A 16,152-nucleotide genomic window follows, 5' to 3' on the forward strand; every position below is an offset into this window, starting at 1 on the left:
CTGTCACCATTTGAGGTAAACCTGCAATTAGAGTGCCTTGATGATGGGTGATAGGGCACTTCCCCGCGTTCCTTTGCTTGTTTCCTTCACCTTGGTTCTGCCCTGTGCCATACTCATCCACCCGATCGCGTGCCTTGTCTAAACGGTCTCAGCCGCCCGAGACCGACTATGCAGACTACCTGGAACTGCCGCCAGAGGGGCCAGAGCTGGACTTGTTGCGAGCAGCCCGAGCTATCTATGAGGCCTACTGTGTGATTATGGTCGATCGCGCTCGGCGGCCCTATGGAATTGTGGTGAATTGGCACACCTTTCGCGGGCGACCGATTTTTCAAGATCGAGTGATTCTTTTGCCGGACGAACGCTTCATTTCGATTCGACAAATTGAATTGCAAATGTATTAGATCAATCAAGTTGGATCAGTCAAGTTAGATCAATCAAAGATTGGAGCCGTCAGCGATCAGACGATCGACGCGGCCAGCCAACGCAATGGCAGAAAATGCAATCAGGATCAACACAGTTAGACCCAAAAATATAGCCAGATTAATCCTTGAATCAAAATCAGGTCTGAGTTAGAAAATTTGATCAAGGACAAAGCAGGACAAGATCAGCAATTTCTGAAATTTCCTAGATCTGTCTTTTGAGCTTGACCTTTACAATAGAAGAACCGCGCCGTTTTTCATCGCAATAACGTTAGGTTGCCTGTGTCTCCGTTGCCATCATCACTGATTGCCAATCAAGCTGAGTCGATCCAGATTGAAACCCTGGAATTGTTGGAATGGCCGCGCCTTTGCCAGCATCTGGCAACCTTTACGGCAACCAAGCTGGGGGCGATCGTGGCCCGACAGTTACCGATTCCGGGCGATCGCCGTACCAGCGAAGCCCTGTTAGCCCAAACCCGCGAGGCCTGGGAGCTGGAACGCAGCGCTACGGGGGGCCTGAATTTTGGCGGGATTGCGGATATTGGCTCAGCGCTCGATCGGGCAACGCGGGGCGGTGTGCTGGCCGGTGAGGAACTGTTGGAAGTGGCCACCACCCTCTCCGGGGCCCGCAACCTGCGCCGGGCGATCGATCAGCGGGAAGATTTGCCGGCCCTGGCGGCCCTGGTTGAGGAGCTGCGGACTTATCCCGAGCTGGAGCAGGAAATTCACTACTGCATCGATGATCGCGGTGATGTGACCGATCGCGCTAGCCCCAAGTTGGCGGAAGTCCGCGAAAAGCTGCGGGCTGGCCGCGATTGGATTTACCAAAAGCTGCACAACATCATGCAGCAGCAGTCCAACGCGATTCAGGAACCAAATATTAGCCAACGGGGCGATCGGTTCGTGATTCCCGTGAAGGCCAGCCATAAGGACGTGATTCGCGGCATTGTCCACGACACGTCTTCCACGGGCGCGACCCTGTACGTGGAACCCCACACGATTACGGAGCAAAACAACCGCCTGCGCCAATGGCAACGGCAAGAGGCGATCGAGTCGGAAATCGTCCGGCGGCGGCTGAGCGAGCAAATTGCCGAGGTGGCTTCGGATCTGGAGCGACTGTTGGCGGTGGCTACGGAGCTGGATTTAGCCGCCGCGCGGGCCCGCTATTCCTTTTGGATTGAGGGCAATGCACCACGTTTTATTGAGACCGGTGAAACCCTGACCCTGCGGCAGTTGCGCCACCCGCTGTTGATTTGGCAACAGAAGCACGAGCAAGGGCGGGACGTAATCCCGATCGATGTGCGGGTGGATCCGACGATTCGGGTGGTGGCGATTACGGGGCCGAACACGGGGGGCAAAACCGTCACCCTGAAAACCCTGGGCTTGGCGGCCCTGATGGCGAAGGCGGGGCTGTTTGTGCCCGCGCGGGAGCCGGTGGAGTTGCCGTGGTTTAGCCAGGTGTTGGCGGATATCGGTGATGAACAGTCGATCGAGCAGAACCTGTCCACCTTTTCGGGCCACATCCGCCGGATCGTCCGCATCCTGGATGTCCTGGAGCCTGATCGCCCCACCACCACCGACGGGTTGAATGTGATCGCCCCGGAAAGGGCGCACGGCGGTGCGCCCCTACCCGAGGGTGATTTTGACGATGCCAACAATCCAGAATTCAACGAAACCGAAACCGTAGGGGCGCAAGGCCTTGCGCCCTCCGCCGATCGCCCCGCCACCAACGATGATCCGAACGGGTTGGGTGCGATCGCTACGGAAAGGGCGCACGGCGGTGCGCCCCTACGGGAACGTGGTCTGGAATCGTTGGTGTTGTTGGATGAGGTCGGCGCGGGAACCGACCCGGCCGAGGGCAGCGCCCTGGCTGCGGCCCTGTTGGAAGCTCTAGCCGATCGCGCCCGCTTGACCGTGGCGACGACGCACTTTGGGGAACTGAAAACCCTGAAATATCGTGACAGCCGGTTCGAGAACGCCTCGGTGGAATTTGATGACCAAACCCTCAGCCCCACCTATCGGTTGCTGTGGGGGATTCCGGGGCGATCGAACGCCTTGAGCATTGCCCGCCGGTTGGGGTTGGATGAAGCCGTGGTGACGGCCGCGGGCGATCGGGTTGGCGGCCAATCGGAAGACATCAACCGGACGATCGCCGGACTAGAAGCCGAACGCCGCCGCCAGGAAGCCAAGGCCAACGAGGTGGCGCACCTGTTGCAGCGGGCGGAGTTTTTGCATGAACAAATCGATCGCAAGGCCCAAACCCTGAAGGAGCGTGAAGAACAGCTCAAGCAAACCCAAGAAGCCGCCGTCCAAAAGGAAATCGAGCGGGCCCGTAGCGAAATTGCCCAGGTGATCCGGCAGTTGCAGCGGGGCACACCCACGGGCCAGCAAGCCCAGCAAGCCACGGCCCAGGTGGGCGAAATTGCCCAACGATTTCTACCGTCTCAGCAGCCGAAACCGAAACCCAAGGGCTACAAACCCCAGGTGGGCGAACGGGTGCGCGTGCCCAAGCTCGGCGGCGCGGCGGAGGTGCTGGCGATCGATGAGGCCGACGAGGAAATCACGATTCGGATGGGGCTGATTAAAGCGACCCTCAGTTTTGCCGATGTGGAATCCCTCGATGGCAAAAAAATCGAGGTGCAAAAACCGGAGCCAAAACCCGCGCCGCCGAAAACCAAGGAGCGATCGATCCTCCGCACCAGCAGCAACACCCTAGATATTCGCGGGGCCCGGGTGGCCGACGCGGAAATCGAGGTGGAACAGGCGATCGATCGGGCGATTTCCGCTGACTTTGGTTGCCTGTGGATCTTGCATGGCAAGGGAACCGGTAAACTGCGAGACGGCGTGCGCGCTCACCTCAAAACCCATCGACTGGTGGAACGGTTTGAGGATGCCCCCCGCGAGGACGGCGGCACGGGCGTGACGATCGCCTATTTGCGTTAGGTTCTGGCCAGGAGTGGTGTGTGTTGAATGCCGTTCGATCGAAGGGCTGGCCGTGGCTGGCGGTTTGGGTGCTGCCCGCGCTGCTGCTGGCGGCCTTGATGATGCGTTATGGCGTAAACCTACCCACCTACGACCAGTGGGACACGCCGGGGGTGTTGTTCGTGAAGTTGGCGGAGCAACAACCCCTGACCTTCGCGGATTTTATTTCCCAGCACAATGAAAGCCGCAAAGTCTTTCCCCGGCTAATTTTTTTGGGATTGGCTTATCTGACCGGCTGGGATATTCGGGCAGAGTTGGCGGTGATTTTTGCCCTGGTTTGTGGGGCGGCGGGGGCGATTTTTGCCCTGGGGCGATCGACCGTTTTAGATCGCAGATTTCAGGCGATCGCCTTTGCCTTAGCCAGTTGCTTACTCTTCAGTCCGTCCCAATGGGAAAACTGGGTTTATAGCATTCAAATTGTTGTTTTCCTGCCGATTTTTTGCATCACCACGAGCTTATGGTTGGCGCAATCTTCGCTGAAGTTTTGGCAGAAAATTGCGATCAATATTGTGTTAGCTACAATCAGCACCTATTCCAGCGCTAGCGGGATGTTTTGCTGGTTTCTGTCGTTCCCGGCGTTGTTTTTAAAGGATTGGATCGTTGGGTTGGGTCGGCAAGATGCTGGTGGGCGCACGGCGGTGCGGGATGTTGGTGAAATTGGATCGTTAGGTGACGAAGATGGTGGTGGGCGCACGGCGGTGCGCCCCTACAAGGTTGTGGGGGATTTGGGGCGATCGATTCAATTGTTGGGGGCGACGGCTCGCCAATCCTGGATCGGCCTTGGAGTTTGGCTGGCGGCAATGGCGGCGAATTTGCTGCTCTATTTTTGGGATTACTACAAACCCCCCAGCCACCCGAGTTTTGCAGGGCCGCTGCAACAACCGATCGAGGGGTTGAAATATTGGTTTGCCTTGATGGGGGCAATCCTGGGGTTTGATGATTTAGGGCTGAGTCAACTGCTGGGTGCTTTGGGATTGCTGGGCTTTTTGGGGTTAGTAATCCTGGCTTGGCGGGGCGATCGGGTGCGATCGTTTGAGTGGGTGATCTTTGGGTGCTACGCGATTGGAACGGATGCGATCGTCACCCTCGGGCGATTTGGATTTGGGCCCGATTCTGCCCTGACTTCCCGTTACCAAACCTTTTCGCTTTATCTGTGGATTGCGATTATTCATCTGTCTGCGATTTTGCTGCCCCAATTCACTCAGCGCCGCCTACCCAAACCTTGGCGAAAAGGGCTGGTGATTTTTGCATTAACCCTATTTTTAGTGTTGCATTACGCCAGCTTTGCGATCGGGTCGCGCAACTTGGCAAACTTCAGTCGCGATCGCCATCAGGGCAAAGCTTGCTTAACGTTCATCAACAGTTTCCAAGATGAACGCTGCTTCACGGAGTGGATTTATCCTGAACTGAATGACCATGTTTTAAAGACGATCGGGGATGTGGATCGCCTCGGATTTATCAAGCCGCCCTTAGCTTTGCCGATGCCGATTAAGAGTGATTTGAAAATTATGGCGAAGGGCCAGCCGATCGCCGGAAACTTCCAAACCCTCACGATCCAAAAAAATGACGAGACCTGGGAATATATGGCCGGCGGCGAGCTGACCTTGGGTGGTGGTTGCCAACCCACGCGATCAGTTTTATTGGCTTACGAAAAAGACGGCGCAACAATTCCCTTCACAGCAGCCAAAGTGGGCAAAAACTATCGTGGCATGGGGCAAATCATTGGTGATTTTGTTTGTCCTAATAATCGCTGGAGCAAGAGTTTTGAGCTAGACAAATTGGTGTCTGATCCCCAAAAACGGCTGGAGATTGTGCGATCACCTAAAATCACCGCCTGGGCCTTCGACACCGATCGCGGCACGGTCTACCCCCTCGCCGGTTCCTATTCTTTTCCGCAAAAATCATGAGTGAGCCAACCTACCGTAATCCAGCCCCCACGGTGGATTTGATTATTGAATTGGTCGATCGCCCTCACCGCCCGATCGTGTTGATTGAGCGGAAATACGATCCGCTGGGTTGGGCGATTCCCGGCGGCTTTGTGGATTATGGCGAATCGGTGGAAGACGCGGCCCGGCGCGAAGCCCTCGAAGAAACTTGCTTGGCTGTGACCTTAATCGAGCAATTTTATGTGTATTCCGACCCGCAGCGGGATGCGCGCAAACACACCATGAGCGTGGTGTTTATTGCCACAGCAACGGGCGATCCCCAAGCGGCCGATGATGCCCAAAATTTAGCGATTTTTAATCCTTGGGAGCTACCCCAAAATCTTTGCTTTGATCACGATCGCATCCTCGAAGATTACCTCCGTTACCGCTATTATGGACAGCGACCTCGCCCCTGATTTTGATTACTAATTCTCTGGTTGCCCATTAGATCATGCCTAAACAAGTTATTCAAACCGACAAAGCGCCTAACCCCGTTGGTCCCTATAACCAAGCGATCGTCGCGAATGGAATGCTGTTTGCCTCGGGACAAATTTCCATTGATCCGGCCACGAATCAGCTCGTCCATGAAGGCGATGTGGTGGCCCAAACGGAACGGGTGATGCAAAATCTGGAAGCAGTTTTGGAAGCCGGAGGAACCAGTTTTGCCAATGTGGTGAAAACCACAATTTTCTTGGCGAATATGGATGATTTCACCATGGTAAATATGGTTTATGCCAGATACTTTTCTGAGGTAACAGCTCCGGCGCGGGCAACCGTGGAAGTGGCTCGTTTGCCCAAGAATGTATTGGTGGAAATTGACTGCACCGCCATTGTTGATTAACCGAACTCACCAGATCACAGCCCGATCGAGCTGTGATGAATGGGCTGTTCATGCGGATTAACAGAGCGGTATTTTCCAGCCGACAAACCGGACGATCGAGCCGGCCCCAAGGTCAATCAATCTAAGATCTCGATCGTGCCGGTTGTGCCATCCAGCCGCAACAGTTGCCCCGTGCGGAGTCGTTGGGTGGCGTTGGGAATGTCCATCACCGCTGGGATTCGATATTCCCGCGCCACGATCGCTCCGTGGGACAAGCGCCCCCCCGCCTCGCAAATGAGGCCGCCAGCCCGCACCAGAAGGGGCCCCCAAGCTGCATCCGCATGGGGAATCACCAAAATGGATCGTTGATCGATCGCCGGAGCCAGGGTCAGTTCACTCAGCGATCGAATCACAATCACACGCCCCTCCACCCGGCCGGGACTACCGCCCAACCCACGGAGGGTCGATCGCGCCGCCGCCGCACTCCACTCCAGCGCACAAAGGGGCGGCTCTTGGCCATAGACCAACGGAGCGGCCGGCGTTTCGCACCAATCGGCAAAGGCCTGGCGGCGTTGGGCAATCCGAGCGGTCAGAATCCGTTGCAGGTTTTGGTTTTGGGGGTGAGCCACCCATTGCCGAATTTCAGCTAATTCCAGATAAAAAATGTCGCCTTCCTGCTGCAACAGGCCGATCGCCTGCCACTGCTGCTCTAGGGCCACAAAAGTCCATCGCAGTTGCGCCAAAAGCTTGTTGTAGAGTTCTGCCACCTGCCCTTTCAAATCAAGACGGCGCTGGGCGATCGAGGTTTGACGGCGAGGGTTGCTAGGCTGGGTGATTGGGGTTTTGGCCAACTGCAACAGCATGGTCTGTGGAATTTCCACCGCCTCGCGCCAGGTGGGCACGGCCACATCGGTTCCCACTTCGCTCAAATAGCCATAGGTGTCCAGAAACACTTGAAAGCTAGCGAGAATTTCCCGCCCTTCCGGTGACTCTGCCAAGGCGGCCCAAACGGCCGGGGCCTGATCCAAGGCGCGAATTCGCTCCAAGGACAAAACCGCTTGCATCCGTTGAGCCAAATTCTGGAGCCAGCGGGTGGCGGCCACTTCCGGGTGGCGGCTGGGATCGAGTTGCTCCGGTTTGCGACGGCCGATCGCCTGGCGCAGGGCCGCACTCAGGGGGGCCAAAATGCTGTACTCCGTGGCGCGATCGAGCAGCCCCATAATCTGTTCTGCCCGCACCAGGAGGCGTTCTGGCTCTGAAAACTGTTCTGCTGGCAGGGTTTCCAGGCTTTGGAGTCCGGGTTCAAACCACTGTTCCCAGTCGCGCTGAAACGATCGATCCAAATTCCACTCCCGACCCAACAGCCGCCAAAGCCCCGGCAAGTTGCGCAGGGTGGCCGTGAGGGGTGGCCGGCTCATTTTGCCCCCGTGGGTGAGGGCTTCCAAGCTCTCGGGCGGCAAGCCCATCCGCCGAAACAGATCCGCCAACAGGGTGACGTTGAAATAGGCGCGGCCGTGGAATAGGGTGGCCGTTTCCAAAAAATCCAATCCCGCTGCCCGATCGCCCAAAACCAGCGTGAACAGTCGCCCCCAAGCCCCACAGGTCATGGGCCGGTTAATGGACCAAGTGAGGGGCCGAATTACGCCGGGAATGGCTTCCGCGGCCATCCGCCGCGTCCAAATGGGTAGCAGGGTGGTGATGGGGCGAGCCTGCAAAATCCACAGGTGCTGGCCGTCAAATGTCCATTCCACATCCTGGGGAACGCCATCAAAGTGAGATTCCAAATCCCGCGTCAACAGGGCCACTTCCCGCACCAACCAGCCGGGCACATCGCCGGTTCCGGTTTCGGCGGCCAGGGGGCGCGTGCTGGTGGCGAGGGCGCGCAATTCTGACTCGATCGACTGGGGTGGATTGGCCGGGCCCGGAAAGGCAACCGATCGGGACTCGCGCCAGGCCGTCACATCCAATTCACTCAAATCAATCCGGTACGATTCGGGGGTGATGCGCCCGGAAACCACCTGGGCAGCGGAACCGGGCAGGGCTTCCACCAAAACCGCTTCGCCCTGTTGCGTCACGGGATCGCGGCTGAAGGCTACTCCCGAAAAGGCTCCGGCAATTTGTGGTTGCACCAGCACGGCCATGCTGGCATCGGGCAGGTTGCGATCGCGCCGATACTCGATCGCCTCCGGTGCGTCATAGGACACAAAAACCACCGCCGCCGCTTCCACCAACTCCAAGGGGGTACGCACATCACTGACGGTGCAATACAAGCCAGCGGCGGCCGAGCGATCGCCGTCCTCCCCGATCGCGGACGATCGCACAATCAGAGGCGGATCAAAAATGGCTTGGGCCACCCCTTCAGTTAACTCGCCCTGGCCCGCCAAGCGGTTGGCCAACAGCACGGGATCATCTCCCGGCAGCAAAATCCAACCGGGCAAAACCGGATAGCCCCAAGCCTTCAAGCGGGACAGGGTAGCGGCCTTCGTGCCGGCCCGTTGTGGATCCAGTGGTTGATCGAGAGAGAGCATTGAATCTGCCTTGCCTTGAAAAAAGCCCATGGCCCCTTGAGAACCGGCGGCCGCTCCCGATCGCCCCAAGGCCAGATCCTCGGGCATGGTTTGGCAAATCCAGGCCAGCAAAGCCGCCACCAACACAGCCCCCACCACCCGATCGACCCCATTGGGATTCAGCAACCCCAACATCAACGGATAGAGCGCCAGGGCCAGCAACCGACTGGTTTGGCGATCGCGCGTGAAGGCAAACCCAGACACCGACAGCAACCCCGTTAGCAACGCCGCACTGGGTTCATGGGCGATCGCCCCCCAAGTGGCATTGGTCATGCCCGCGCCTCGGCCCACCCAGTAGCGCCCCAACACAACACCCCCGATCGTCAGCCATTCCCAGCCCGACTCGATCGGGAAAAACTGCCGAGCCAACCACACCGCGCCCAATCCCTTCAGGGCCTCCCCCGACACAGCCAACAGGCCCCACCAGGGCCCCGCATGGTAAAAAGCCGCCGAGACGCTGACATTTCCCGTGCCCAACCGTCGCAACCGTTTGCCCGTGCCCCAACGCACAATCCAGTCCGTGAGCGGCAAAGCTCCCAAAGCCGGACAAAGGGTTAGCAACAGTAGAAGGCCCAAGGTCTGTTCGCTGGTCATGGATGGCAACGGTCGAGGCAATGCTCAAACTAACTGTGGGAACTGACGAACCGCCACCTGTCCCCGGGAACTGAAACAAATCAGCCCCTGGCTTTCCGTCGTTTGTTGCTGGCTGAATCCCGTAATCTGATAACCCGTGGTGTCATAAACAGTCACCATTCCACCCTGTCGCAGGGCCAGGCGATTGAACGGCGCAAAATAAGCATAATCCAGATGGTTTTGGCGGCCTTGGATTGAGGGCTGGCCCCAGTCCCTTGGCCACCAGCAATCGACCGCTCCGAAGTCCATGGGCGGCATGGGGTTCCAGGGGAGCGGCGACTGGCCGGGGGTTGCTTGACTGGGGGGCTGGCGAGATGGCTGACTGGGTGGGGCGATCGGGGCGCTTTGGTATTGCACCTGCGTTGAGTGGGCAACACCTGGAGTGGTTGGCAATTCTGTCGCCCAGGTCTGGCACAAGTCCTGGTACAAGTCTTGGCACAGGTTAGCCACCCGAGCTTTCAGGGACTGATTAAACAGATCCCCAATCATCACCATCCCTCCCTGCATCCATTGACCCGCCCCGCCCAACTCCGGGTGATTAAACTGGGCCATGGTTCCGCGTCCCGATCGAATCTTGTCGGCCAAATGGCTGACCGCTGCCACCGAGAACCCGTGGCGATTGGCGATCGACTGTAGCCTTTGAACATCCATGCCCCTACCTCAGTCCCTGACGATTGGATTTACGGTTTTTGATCTACTTTCGATCTACTTTTGATCTACCTTTTTTGACTATGCTTTTCTGGTCGTTCTTCTTGATTGCTTTTCTTCATTTCTTAATTTCTCTGTTTGATGGCTCTCTGATTACAATTTGATCACTATTTGATCTACGTTGTGATTGATTGACAGTTGGATCATCGAAAATTCATCCATCAGAAATTTATTCATTGGGAACTGCTCAATTAGAAATTCATCATCACTGCGCCCATGCAATCTACTCCTCAAGCCCCTAAATCCTCCCCTAAGTCCTTAATGGGACAAATTCGGCGATCGGGAGCCATCTTCCGCGCCCTGAGCACCACCTATTACGCCTATATGTTGGAATATCGGGCGGAATTATTGCTTTGGGCCCTTTCGGGGGCCGTGCCGTTCATTTTGATGGGTGCTTGGGTCAAAGCGGCGGAAACGGGGCAATTCGGGCTGTCTTCCATCCAATTTGCTCAATATTACCTAGCCGCATTCATTGCTCGACAAATGAACGTGGTTTGGGTGGTTTGGGAATTTGAAAAAGAAGTGAACCAAGGTCTCCTTTCGCCCAAGCTTTTACAGCCGATCGACCCAGTTTGGCATCACCTGGTTTCCCACCTCACGGAGCGATTTGTGCGATTGCCGATCATTGGGTTGCTCGTGATCTTATTTTTTGTGCTCTATCCCCAATCATTTTGGCTGCCTAGCGCCACAAATCTCTTGGGGTTTATGATCATTACGCTTTTGGCCTTTGGCCTGCGATTTTTAATTCAATACACCTTTGCCATGGGGGCATTTTGGATGGAAAAAGCGGCCGCCCTGGAACAGGCTTGGTTTTTTATTTATCTGCTGGGTTCAGGAATTTTGGCTCCGTTGGAAGTGTTTCCGCCCCTGGTGCGATCGATTGTGGAATGGACTCCATTTCCTTATCTGATCCACTTTCCCGCTGCGTTGTTGATGGGTTTGCCGGTGGATTGGGGTAAGGGACTCTTGGCGATCGGGCTGTGGAGTGGCTTTTTTTATGGCTTGAATCGTTGGCTCTGGCGGCGGGGTCTGCGGCAATATTCCGGCATGGGAGCCTAAGCGGCCGGCCTCAGCAACAAAAACGCCCAAGTAGGAGCGTACGGGTATACGTACGGCCGTGCGCTCCCACCAGTATTTCCGTTGATCGCTATTCCGCGTTTTGGAAAACCCGCCGCAGATCAATCACGTCGCTCATCTTGCGAATGTGGGTAAAGACCCGATCGAGCTGGGTTCGATCGCAGATGTCAATGCCCAAGGTGATCATGGCCGTTTCACCCGGCTTGGTTTTCACGGCGGCCCGGTTCACGTTCACATTCGAGTCCGCCAGTCGGGTCAAAATATCCTTGAGCACCCCCACCCGATCGATCGTTTCCACCCGAATTTCCACGGGATAGGTGGGCTGGCGACCCACATTGGTCACCTCGGGGTTCCAACTCACCGGAACCAGGCGATCGCCCGGCACATTGGCCAAATTGCTGCAATCTTGGCGGTGAATGGCCAAGCCCCGGCTGCTGCGGGTCACCACCCCCACGATCGGCTCACCCGGCACCGCGTGACAACAGCCCGCCATGTGATGCAACAGCCCTTCCACCCCCAAAATGGGCGACAGGCGATGGCGATTTGACCCCGAATCCCCGTGGGGGCGCGGGCTGGACGACGGCATAATCACCGCCTCGGCCACCGGTTGCGCGGTTTTCACCACCTCACGAATCCGCCCCAGCAGCATATTCAACGTAATTTCCCCGTAGCCCAGCGCGGCCAGGGTGTCATCCACGCTGTGGTAGTTGCAGCGCTCCGCCACCGCCTGCATGGGTGCGGACTTCAGAAAACTTTCAAACCCTTGCTTACCCAGTTCCTTTTCCAGCAGCTCGCGGCCGCGGCTGATGTTTTCTTCCCGGCGCGATCGCTTGTACCACAGCCGGATCCGGTTGCGGGCAGTGGCTGTCACCACAAAATTCAGCCAGTCAAGGCTGGGGTGCGCATTTTTCTGGGTGATGATTTCAATGATGTCGCCGTTTTGCAGGCCCGTATCCAGGGTCACCATCCGGCGATTCACCAGGGCCCCCGCGCAATGGTTGCCCACCTCCGTATGAATCCGGTAGGCAAAATCCACCGGGGTTGCATGGTTGCTGAGGGCAATCACATCGCCCTTGGGTGTAAAGACATAAATCTCATCCTCAAAGAGATTTTTCTTAACATTTTCCAGATACTCATGCGCATCCTTCAGATCGCTTTGCCATTCCAGCAATTGCCGCAGCCAAATAAACTTTTCATCATCGGTGCTGGCGGCCAAGTGGCTACCACCCGTTTCCTTATATTTCCAGTGGGCTGCAATCCCGTATTCCGCCACTCGATGCATTTCTTCGGTGCGAATTTGCACCTCCAAGGGCCGTCCCGTCAAGCCAATTACTGAGGTATGAAGCGATTGATAGCGGTTGGGTTTGGGCAGACCAATGTAATCCTTGAACCGGCCAGGGATGGGGCGAAATTCATCATGAACCACGGCTAAAGCGCGGTAACATTCATCAACCGATTGGACAATGACGCGCACGGCAGCAATGTCATAAATTTCCCAGAAGCTTTTATTCTGACGCTGCATCTTTTGGTAAATGCCATAGAGATGCTTGGGCCGGCCGCTGGTTTCGGCGCTTTGAATGCCCAGTTGGTTGAGCCGATCGCGCAGAATTTGCAACACCCGATCGAGCCGGGCCTCGCGATCGGTGCGTTTTTCCGCCACCAGTTCTTGAATTTCCCGATAGGCATCCGGTTGAAGATATTTAAACGACAGATCTTCCAGTTCCCACTTAAAGCGCCCAATGCCCAGACGATTGGCCAAGGGCGCGAAAATATCCATGGTTTCTTGGGAAATTCGGCGCTGTTTTTCCGGAGCCAGATGCTCCAAAGTTCGCATATTGTGCAGGCGATCGGCCAGTTTCACCACAATCACACGAATGTCCTTGGCCATCGCCAAAAACATTCGCCTGAAATTTTCCGCCTGCTGCTCTTTTTTACTAGAAAAATTAAACTTAGAAAGCTTCGTGACCCCTTCCACCAAAAATCGCACTTCTGCACCAAACTTGGCTTCCAAATCTTCCGGGGTTGTAGCCGTGTCTTCCACAATATCGTGTAGAAAACCCGCTGCAATCATCTCGGGGCTGCCCCCCAATTCTCGCAGCAAACCAGCCACGGCCACCGGATGGGCAATGTAGGGTTCACCGGAAGCCCGATATTGATCTTGATGCAGATCATAGGCAAATTGAAAGGCTCGACAAATCAAGCTGTTGCCTAGGGGGCGTTCTGTGCCTTGGGGATGATGAAAATCCTCCATTAAACATTGGCTGAGCCAGGTGGGCAACGACAGGCTGGGATATTCATCAATGGGCGAGTAATGGTGGGAAACGGCGACAACCATAGGATTTTTGAGGGAAAAAAGTTAGGGTCTGGGATGGGGGGTGAGGAGCGATCGAACGAGTGAGGGTCATTCCACTGGCCAATTCCCATTGATGAGAATGATCCCCAGCCTGAAGGGTGTGCAATTAAGCCCAATCTGCGCAAAGGGCGATCAGAAACGGTGATTCTTCAGGACTGGAGCTGAACCAATGGCCAACCAATGACCAACCAAAGTGAATGCTTAGACAGGGAAAAGGCTGGCTGAAATGGGGCCGAGTGATGACCCCAGGCTGAGGGAACATCACACATCAACTCAGCAATTCAAAACCAAGAGCCTGAAAGCAAAATGACCTGCGAAGACGACAAGAAGAGCCTCAAACTGCTAGGGTGCTGTTAACCCCCTGTCCCTGGCTGGAACATAGCGGCTGAGACCGTTATCGCTAAAAGGAGTTTTAAATTTAGAGAACGCTGTAATTAGGTCTAACTTAGAAAGCTGGTTTCTGTCATGCTTCGACCAAATTTTCTAAGCATCCCTGACCCTTGGACTGTGGTTTGTGAACGGCCCGAAGGTTGGAGGAAATTTTTATGAAATGCAATAGATTCTACTAAATTCTCTTCGGTTTCACGCAATTGGGAATGATGTTTTTTGGATTACACCCGATCGCCCTGATCCCCGCCCCTTCATTACAACCGATCGTCCTATGCAATCTCCCGATTCGATCAGTGAAAATGTGTCAAATTCCGAAAAGGCAGCGCTTGGCTCGCTTGAACCAGTCGATAATGGCAGTTTATCGGATCAAGGCTACGAAAAACTACGATTAACGCTCGAATGCTTTGAATTGCGCTTGCAAGCGGCAACCCAGCCTCCGGCGGATCTGAATGAAGCGCTGGCCGATCTGCGGATGGCGGTGACGGGGCTGGCGGAGGGCAGCGGCCTGGAGCAATCACTGCAAGTGGAAATTTACAAACAGTTACGTTTGCTGGAAACGGATTGGGCATTTTTGCGAATGGCTCGTCAACCAGCGACCTTTGCCCAGCGGCGATCGACCATGCAAGAGAGGCTCAAGCTGTTGCAGAACTATTGCGCCCATGGCCAAACCCTGGCGGCGGGCGAAGGGACGATCGCGCCAGATCAGGGGCAAATGTAAAGATCAGGGGCAAATGTAAAGATCAGGGGCAATAAACGCGGAGGTGACCGCCTTAGGGATGCCTTAGGGATGTTCTAGGGATTATTGCCGTCGATGATCCAACCGTTTTGCATCAGCTCGGTGGTTAGGTTGGCTGCCCCAAGACGCGATCGCCACTGTTGGGCCATGGATTGGTCGGCAAAGGGGCCAATGCGCAGACCGCCGGTTTCGTTGGGGAAGACGCTGGAAGCCGGAACCCCCAGTTCACTGAGCCGGTTAATCAGTTGCGCGAGGGGCGATCGCCCGTTGGTCACCACCACAAAATAGGCCGGGTCATTGGTTGCCGTGGAACTGGCGGCGGCCAGGGTGCTGGGGAACTGATTGCTCGATCGAGGCAAAGGCGCAAGGCGGCTGGGGGCTGGCGCAAAGATCGGTTCCAAGTCCGGCAGGCTGGCCATGGGTTCCGGTGGTGGCTCGGGCAAACTGCGCGATCGGCTGGTGTTTCCCAAGGGGGGCAACCGGCGGCCCGCCATCGGGAGCGGAGCCGTGTTGCTGGGCGGTTGCCATTGGGGATCACGGCCGGCGGGTTCAAAATTAGCAAAAAGGGCGCTGGGATCCGGTTCATCCTGATTGGGGCCCCGTGTTGGCGACCACCCGGCCGCGCCCGATCGAGCGGGCAGGGGCGATCGAACCGGTTGCACCCGATTGAAAGAATTGACGCTGGCATTAACGGTGGCATCGGATCCAGAAGCCGCCGATCCGGAAGCTGCCGATTCACTCAATTCGCCAATTTCAGCGGTGATCCCCCGTTGAGCCAGTTCTCGTACCCGGGCAGTGGCATCGATCGATCGCTCAAATAGCCCAGCCCGCACGGCCGTTTGCCCCCGATAGGTGACAAAAGCCGCCGTGGGAGACAGTTGTTTAACCTGCTCGAAAAGCCCCAAACTATCGCCGAGGGCATAGACCACATAACGGCCTTGGCTGGGAACCACCGGCTCAAAGAAGTTGCGATCAGTTGGGTTGGTTGGGGCGATCGCGCTGGAGGTGGTTGGAGGTTCCTGCACCATGGTCACCCCCGAGCCAGCTCCCTCTTCCACCACCCAGCCGGTTTCTTCCGTAGTTGTTGGGTTCGCGATCGGGCTGGGGCGCGGCGCTTCCAACACTTCCACATCAATCGGCGAGCGCGGTGGGGGCGCAGCAGCGGGCCTTTCAACCTCGGGGATCGGCGCGGCCGGCGCACCGGGCAAGGGCGCACCAAAGGGAAGCGTGTCATTGGCCGAAGCTACGGGGGCGATCGCTCCCAGGCCGCAGCAGGTCAGCGCCATTGCCCCCAACCAACGCCCCCAGCTTTGGCCCATTGGGTTCTGGGGATGTTGACTCGGCTGATTCTGGCCCCGCTGGCGATGTTTCGGAGGATGGGTGGGATGGGGTGCGCTCTTAATATCACCGTGGATATCCATAGAAACTTGAGAAACTTTGACCGCTTCGGGTTCCATATCCATTTCCATATCCATCGCCATCTTGATCTGCATGGAATTGACCGTTGATTAGCCCACGACTAGCCCGCCGGTATCGGCTACG

General features: G+C 56.5%; 11 protein-coding genes. 7 read left to right on the top strand and 4 right to left on the bottom strand.

Features of this window, described 5'->3' with window-relative positions; all coding sequences use genetic code 11:
- The first annotated feature begins 104 nt into the window (after window positions 1–104).
- From H6G53_RS01465 to H6G53_RS01485, 5 genes are all read left to right on the top strand, one after another.
- A complete protein-coding gene (locus tag H6G53_RS01465; protein ID WP_190530699.1) occupies window positions 105–401 on the top strand; it encodes a hypothetical protein in 297 nt (98 codons plus the stop codon).
- A gap of 300 nt (window positions 402–701) precedes the next feature.
- Window positions 702–3,362 carry an endonuclease MutS2 gene (locus tag H6G53_RS01470; protein WP_199309081.1) on the top strand — a complete coding sequence of 887 codons (2,661 nt, stop codon included), beginning with the start codon at window positions 702–704 and terminating at the stop codon, window positions 3,360–3,362.
- Window positions 3,363–3,382: 20 nt separating this feature from the next.
- A complete protein-coding gene (locus H6G53_RS01475) occupies window positions 3,383–5,308 on the top strand; it encodes a hypothetical protein (RefSeq protein WP_190530700.1) in 1,926 nt (641 codons plus the stop codon).
- Complete coding sequence (locus H6G53_RS01480; RefSeq protein WP_190530701.1) at window positions 5,305–5,742, top strand: NUDIX hydrolase; 438 nt, start codon at window positions 5,305–5,307, stop codon at window positions 5,740–5,742. Before H6G53_RS01475 ends, H6G53_RS01480 begins: the two co-directional genes overlap by 4 nt.
- A gap of 35 nt (window positions 5,743–5,777) precedes the next feature.
- Window positions 5,778–6,167 (top strand): RidA family protein, encoded by a 390-nt coding sequence (locus H6G53_RS01485; protein WP_190530702.1) that lies wholly within the window; start codon window positions 5,778–5,780, stop codon window positions 6,165–6,167.
- A gap of 116 nt (window positions 6,168–6,283) precedes the next feature.
- Here H6G53_RS01485 and H6G53_RS01490 read toward each other — a convergent pair whose 3' ends face one another.
- Together H6G53_RS01490 and H6G53_RS01495 are read right to left on the bottom strand one after the other, a co-directional pair.
- Window positions 6,284–9,307, bottom strand: a complete 3,024-nt coding sequence (locus H6G53_RS01490) for a glycerol-3-phosphate acyltransferase (RefSeq protein ID WP_190530703.1) — start codon at window positions 9,305–9,307, stop codon at window positions 6,284–6,286.
- Window positions 9,308–9,331: 24 nt separating this feature from the next.
- Window positions 9,332–9,997 carry an SHOCT domain-containing protein gene (locus H6G53_RS01495; RefSeq protein WP_190530704.1) on the bottom strand — a complete coding sequence of 222 codons (666 nt, stop codon included), beginning with the start codon at window positions 9,995–9,997 and terminating at the stop codon, window positions 9,332–9,334.
- 318 nt (window positions 9,998–10,315) lie between these two features.
- On the opposite strand from H6G53_RS01495, the gene H6G53_RS01500 reads away from it, so the two are divergent.
- Window positions 10,316–11,113, top strand: a complete 798-nt coding sequence (locus H6G53_RS01500; protein WP_199309093.1) for an ABC-2 family transporter protein — start codon at window positions 10,316–10,318, stop codon at window positions 11,111–11,113.
- 88 nt (window positions 11,114–11,201) lie between these two features.
- Here H6G53_RS01500 and H6G53_RS01505 read toward each other — a convergent pair whose 3' ends face one another.
- Complete coding sequence (locus H6G53_RS01505; protein ID WP_099534169.1) at window positions 11,202–13,466, bottom strand: bifunctional (p)ppGpp synthetase/guanosine-3',5'-bis(diphosphate) 3'-pyrophosphohydrolase; 2,265 nt, start codon at window positions 13,464–13,466, stop codon at window positions 11,202–11,204.
- A gap of 679 nt (window positions 13,467–14,145) precedes the next feature.
- Between H6G53_RS01505 and patD the strand changes: the two genes are divergently transcribed.
- Entirely contained in the window at window positions 14,146–14,592 is a 447-nt protein-coding gene (patD, locus tag H6G53_RS01510) for a heterocyst frequency control protein PatD (protein WP_190530705.1), read from the top strand.
- A gap of 74 nt (window positions 14,593–14,666) precedes the next feature.
- On the opposite strand, the gene H6G53_RS01515 is transcribed toward patD, so the two are convergent.
- Window positions 14,667–16,103, bottom strand: a complete 1,437-nt coding sequence (locus H6G53_RS01515) for an SPOR domain-containing protein (protein WP_190530706.1) — start codon at window positions 16,101–16,103, stop codon at window positions 14,667–14,669.
- Between the last annotated feature and the right edge of the window lie 49 nt (window positions 16,104–16,152).

This window comes from Limnothrix sp. FACHB-406, from assembly GCF_014698235.1.
Classification (GTDB): domain Bacteria; phylum Cyanobacteriota; class Cyanobacteriia; order CACIAM-69d; family CACIAM-69d; genus CACIAM-69d.